The organism is Mesorhizobium sp. M7A.F.Ca.CA.002.15.2.1 (assembly GCF_003998715.1).
In the GTDB taxonomy this organism is placed as follows: Bacteria; Pseudomonadota; Alphaproteobacteria; order Rhizobiales; family Rhizobiaceae; genus Mesorhizobium; species Mesorhizobium ciceri.
In genome coordinates, this window is record NZ_RZPI01000417.1 from 1 (window position 1) to 5,058 (window position 5,058).

Consider the following 5,058-nt stretch of genomic DNA (forward strand, 5'->3'; position numbering starts at 1 on the left):
CATCAATTGCGCACGCGGCGGTCTGATCGTCGAGGCCGATCTGGTCGCAGCGCTGAAGAGTGGCAAGGTGGCCGGCGCTGGCGTCGACGTCTTCGAGGTCGAACCGGCCGAGAACAACGAACTGTTCGGCATGGAGAATGTGGTGGCGACGCCGCATCTCGGCGCCTCGACGACGGAGGCCCAGGAGAATGTCGCGCTGCAGGTTGCCGAGCAGATGGCCGACTATCTGATCAAGGGCGCCGTCTCCAACGCCATCAACATGCCGTCGATCACCGCCGAGGAGGCGCCGCGGCTGAAGCCGTTCGTCAAGCTCGCCGAGGTGCTCGGCGCCTTTGTCGGCCAGGTCACCGAGGATCCGATCAAGGAGGTGGAGATCCTGTTCGACGGCTCGACCGCGACGATGAACACGCGCGCGCTGATCAGTGCAGCACTCGCCGGGCTGATCCGGCCTCAGGTCTCGGACGTCAACATGGTGTCGGCGCCGATCATGGTGAAGGAGCGCGGCATCATCGTGGCCGAGGTCAAGCGCGACAAGTCGGGCGTGTTCGACGGCTATATCAAGCTGACGGTGAAGACCGAGCACATGACGCGCTCGATCGCCGGCACATGCTTCTCGGATGGCAAGCCACGCTTCATCCAGATCAAGGGCATCAACCTCGATGCCGAGGTCGGCCAGCACATGCTCTACACCACCAATGCGGACGCGCCGGGCATCATCGGCCTGCTCGGCACCGTCTGCGGCGAGAATGGCGTCAACATCGCCAACTTCCAGCTCGGCCGCAACCGGCCGGGCGGCGATGCCATAGCGCTGCTCTATCTCGACGCGCCGTTCCCGGAAGCCGTGCTGGAAAAGGTCAAGGCGCACAAGTCGATCGACTCGGCCAAGCGGCTGCAGTTCGACGTCAACGCGATGTGATTGAGGACAGGCGGTCGCCGACCCACCTCGTTGACGCCGGCCGCCGCGGCGGCCGGTTCATGTCAACTCGTCCGAGCCATCGGAGACACCCACGCGATGTCGGTAGACCAGTTCCCAGCCCTTCCAGCCCGTAAACAGCAAGATGAGAACCACGATCAGCGATAGGACGATGCCGGTTGGCATCACGGCCGCCGCTCCGCCGGCATACCGCGAGTACCAGTTGTAAAGCTCGATCAACACGACGAGTACATTGCCGCCGGCATGGAGCCATGCCGTCGTGAGATTGCGGACCTGCACATCGCCGAGAACATCCGTCAAGCCAGCAAGCGCAGCCAGGGCAGCCATGATCAGGCCTGCGCCGAGAAGCCAAAGCGACCCGGTGACCCATCCAGGATCGGCTGTTCGCCAGAAGATAAGGTCGCAAACGAAGGTGCCGACAAAAAAGGCAATCGGAAACGGAATCAGCATCGGGTGGATAGGGTGACCAGCAATGCTTGCCGTGCTGCGAGGGTTGTGGCTCATCATGTCGCCTCCCTGGCGTTCAAACTCCGCTGGAGGTGAAATGTTCCAAGTAGGGGACGCGGCAGGATTCATGCCGCTGTTTCCGCGCCATTGGCGAAGTCCAGGCCGTTCGCGTGATTACCGCGACGGCGGAGGGCGTCAGCCGCCAAATGTCATCCGCGGTGGTCCGCCACCGCCATCTTGCGCCCGCTGTATTCGGCAAGCCCGATGCCGCCCAGCACGAGCACCAAGGCCAGCGCCTGATAGAGCTGGAACGTCTCGCCGACGATCAGCACCGACAGCAGCGTGCCGAAGATCGGCACCAGATTGATGAACAGGCCGGCGCGGTTGGCGCCGATCAGCTCGTTGCCCCTGATGTAGAAGATCTGCGAAACGACCGATGCGCCGATCGCCGTATAGACGATGACGGTCCAGCCGCGCGCGTCGGGCATGATGACCTTGCCGGCGAGGACCTCCCACAGGAAGAACGGCAACGAGGTGACGAGTGCCGAAACCGACAGGGCCAGCATCAGGCTCTGCCAGTGCATCACCGGCTTCAGCCGCAACCCCACCGAATAGCCGCTGTAGAGAAAGACTGCGACCAGCATGATGGCGTCACCGAAATTGAGTTCCAGCGTCAACAGCCGGCGCGGGTCGCCATGGCAGGCGGTGAGGATCACGCCGGCGACGGTCAGCACGACGCCGACAATCTGCGCCCAGTTCACGCGCAGGCGGAAGAAGACGAAATTGGCAGTCATGATCAGGATCGGCATCGCCGCCTGTTCGATCGAGACATTGATCGCTGTCGTGTAGTTGAGCGCCGTGTAGAAGATGGTGTTGAACAGGGTGAAGCCGCTGGCGCCGAGGGCGACCAGCACGAACCAGTGCTTGCGGACTACCGGCCAGTCCTTCTGGATGGTCTTCCAGCCGATGGGCAGCATGATCGCCACGGCCAGCACCCAGCGCAGGAAGACCAGCGTCATCGGCGAGACGTGATCGACCGCCAGCTTGCCGGCCACCGAATTTCCACCCCAAAGCAAGGTGGTGAGCAGCAGGAATATGTAGGCGCTTCGATGCATCGCGGGATTCCAGTCGCCGGAGCTGCGGTGTTTGCCGGCCTATTGCCCTCGCTCGCCCAAGTAAATGATGTCAAAGCCGAAAATTGTTGTGCCTCAGGGCATTTTCGACGGCAAAGAAAGGTCGCGCTCGCGAGGTCTTGACGTTATAGAGGCCTGTCGTTTCGAACCATATTCAAGCCGCTTGGCGGCGTCTCAAGGGAAAAGAAACATGGCCAATGTGGTGGTCGTCGGCTCGCAGTGGGGTGACGAAGGCAAGGGCAAGATCGTCGACTGGCTGTCGGAGCGCGCCGATGTCGTGGTGCGTTTCCAGGGCGGCCACAATGCCGGCCATACGCTGGTCGTCGACGGCAAGGTCTACAAGCTGTCGTTGCTTCCGTCGGGCGTCGTGCGCCACGGCAAGCTGTCCATCATCGGCAATGGCGTCGTGTTCGACCCGCACGCTTTCGTCGCCGAGGTGGCAAAACTCAAGGCGCAAGGTGTCGAAGTAGCGCCGGATCGCCTGAAAATAGCCGAAAACACAGCGCTTATCCTGTCCCTGCATCGAGAGCTGGACGGATTTCGTGAGGACGCCGCATCCAATTCCGGGACGAAGATTGGCACGACCCGTCGCGGCATCGGCCCCGCCTATGAGGACAAGGTGGGCCGGCGCGCGGTCAGGGTGATGGATTTGGCGGATTTGGAAACACTGCCCTTGAAAATCGACAGGCTGCTGACGCACCACAATGCGCTGCGTCGCGGGCTTGGTCATGCGGAAGTCACGCATGACACGATCATGCAGGAACTAACCTCGGTCGCCGACGACATCCTGCCCTATATGGACCGGGTCTGGAAGATCCTCGACGACAAGCGCCGGGCTGGCGAGCGCATCCTGTTCGAGGGCGCGCAGGGCACACTGCTCGATATCGACCACGGCACCTATCCGTTCGTGACCTCGTCGAACACGGTTGCCGGACAGGCTGCCGCCGGCTCCGGCGTTGGCCCGGGCGCCATCGGCTATGTGCTCGGCATCACCAAGGCCTATACGACACGCGTCGGCGAGGGTCCGTTCCCGACCGAGCAGAAGAACGAGGTCGGCGAATTCCTCGGCACGCGCGGCCATGAATTCGGCGTCGTCACCGGTCGCAAGCGCCGCTGCGGCTGGTTCGACGCGGTGCTGGTGCGCCAGGCCGTCGCGGTCAACGGCATCAAGGGCATCGCGCTGACCAAGCTCGACGTGCTTGACGGGCTGGACGAGATCAAGGTCTGCACCGGTTACCGTCTCGACGGCGAGATGATCGATTATCTGCCGGCCAGCCAGGGCGCGCAGGCACGTGTCGAACCGGTCTACGAGACGCTCGAGGGCTGGAAAGGCACCACTGCCGGCGCGCGCAGCTGGAATGATCTGCCGGCCCAGGCGGTCAAGTATGTCCGCTACATCGAGGAGCTCATCGGCGCACCGGTCGCGCTCCTTTCCACCAGCCCGGAACGCGACGACACGATACTTGTGACCGATCCGTTTCAAGACTAGTTTCTGAGCCTTTCCGGGCATCGCGGCTGATTTGCGGGGGCCGACGCGGAAGCAAAATACAGGTCGACTGAAGCATGGCAGATTTCGTTGCTATTCTGAAAAACGCGCTCGACAAGCATGGCGACGAGACGCCGGAAAAGCGTACGCGCATCTATGCCAGCGTTCGCACCATGCTAGCGAAGAAGCTTGGTGAACGTTCGCCGCCGTGGGCTCCCGAAGCCATAGCCACGCAGATGCGTTCGCTGGAAGACGCCATTACAAGCGTCGAGCGCGATTATGCCAAGAGCGTGCCGGAGACCGACCCGCTCGCGGAGCTGGAACACATCTTTTCGTCGATCGATCGCAACAAGAACCAGCCAAGCCATACGAGGCAGCCGGCGAAGGCGGAATCGGCCTGGCCGGCACCGCCCGTCGCCAAGCCCGAGCCCTATCAACCCGCGCCGCCGCCTGCCGCCAAGGTCGAGCCAAGCTGGCAAAGGTCGACGCCGGCGCCTGCCCAGCCGGCTCGCGCCGACACGCCTCTTCCAGGCATGAACGCCGAGGAGGCGGACGACGAGGCCGATGTCTTTTCCAGCAACGAAGACAATGAAGAGCCGGTACCGGATACCTTCCAGCGCCTGCGTCCCGCCGAGCGCAAGCGCAGCTATGGCGGGCTGATCGCGGCCGTCTTCGCACTGCTGGTCGTTGCCGGCGGCGGCTACGGCATCTGGCTGAACAAGGACGCCTTCGGCAAGATGCTGGGGCTTGGCGGCAATCAGGTAGCGAAAACCGAACCCGTGAAGCCAGCGCCGGCCAAGCCGGCAACCGATGCCGCGGCAGCGCCGCCGGCGCCCGCGGCTGGCGGCACGGAAGCCGAAAGCACGAAATTCACCCAGCGGCTGACACCGCAGGGTGGTGAAGTCGACCCGGGTCCGGCCGGTGGCCAAAGCGGCATCGGCGAAGGCGAATCGGTCGCGGCGCTGACCACCCCGCCCTCGGCCCCGAACGCACCGGCGATTTCCGCACCGGCCGCCGGTACGCCTGCCGCGACTACGCCTCCGGCGACAGATGCCGCC

Annotated in this window: 4 protein-coding genes and 1 pseudogene; 3 read left to right on the top strand and 2 right to left on the bottom strand. The window is 63.5% G+C overall.

Annotated elements, in window-relative coordinates:
* The coding region (locus tag ENZ74_RS21395; RefSeq protein WP_281059717.1) for an NAD(P)-dependent oxidoreductase at positions 1-916 on the top strand (916 nt) is incomplete at its 5' end.
* A 57-nt stretch (positions 917-973) separates the two neighbouring features.
* Here ENZ74_RS21395 and ENZ74_RS21400 read toward each other — a convergent pair.
* Positions 974-1,438 (bottom strand): DUF2231 domain-containing protein, encoded by a 465-nt coding sequence (locus ENZ74_RS21400; RefSeq protein ID WP_013529160.1) that lies wholly within the window; start codon positions 1,436-1,438, stop codon positions 974-976.
* Positions 1,439-1,590: 152 nt separating this feature from the next.
* Positions 1,591-2,496 carry a DMT family transporter gene (locus tag ENZ74_RS21405; protein WP_063169196.1) on the bottom strand — a complete coding sequence of 302 codons (906 nt, stop codon included), beginning with the start codon at positions 2,494-2,496 and terminating at the stop codon, positions 1,591-1,593.
* Between the two features lie 208 nt (positions 2,497-2,704).
* Here ENZ74_RS21405 and ENZ74_RS21410 point away from each other — a divergent pair, with 208 nt between their 5' ends.
* Both ENZ74_RS21410 and ENZ74_RS21415 read left to right on the top strand, forming a co-directional pair.
* On the top strand, positions 2,705-4,003 hold the full coding sequence (locus ENZ74_RS21410; RefSeq protein ID WP_063169195.1) for an adenylosuccinate synthase: 1,299 nt from the start codon (positions 2,705-2,707) through the stop codon (positions 4,001-4,003).
* A 74-nt stretch (positions 4,004-4,077) separates the two neighbouring features.
* Positions 4,078-5,058 (top strand): annotated as a pseudogene (locus ENZ74_RS21415) (hypothetical protein); the annotation flags it as partial.

What these genes read in the sequence shown, in the direction of transcription:
- ENZ74_RS21400 (WP_013529160.1), bottom strand. Translation starts at nt 1,438, where the DNA reads ATGAGCCACAACCCTCGCAGCACGGCAAGCATTGCTGGTCACCCTATC.
- ENZ74_RS21405 (WP_063169196.1), bottom strand. Translation starts at nt 2,496, where the DNA reads ATGCATCGAAGCGCCTACATATTCCTGCTGCTCACCACCTTGCTTTGG.
- ENZ74_RS21410 (WP_063169195.1), top strand. Translation starts at nt 2,705, where the DNA reads ATGGCCAATGTGGTGGTCGTCGGCTCGCAGTGGGGTGACGAAGGCAAG.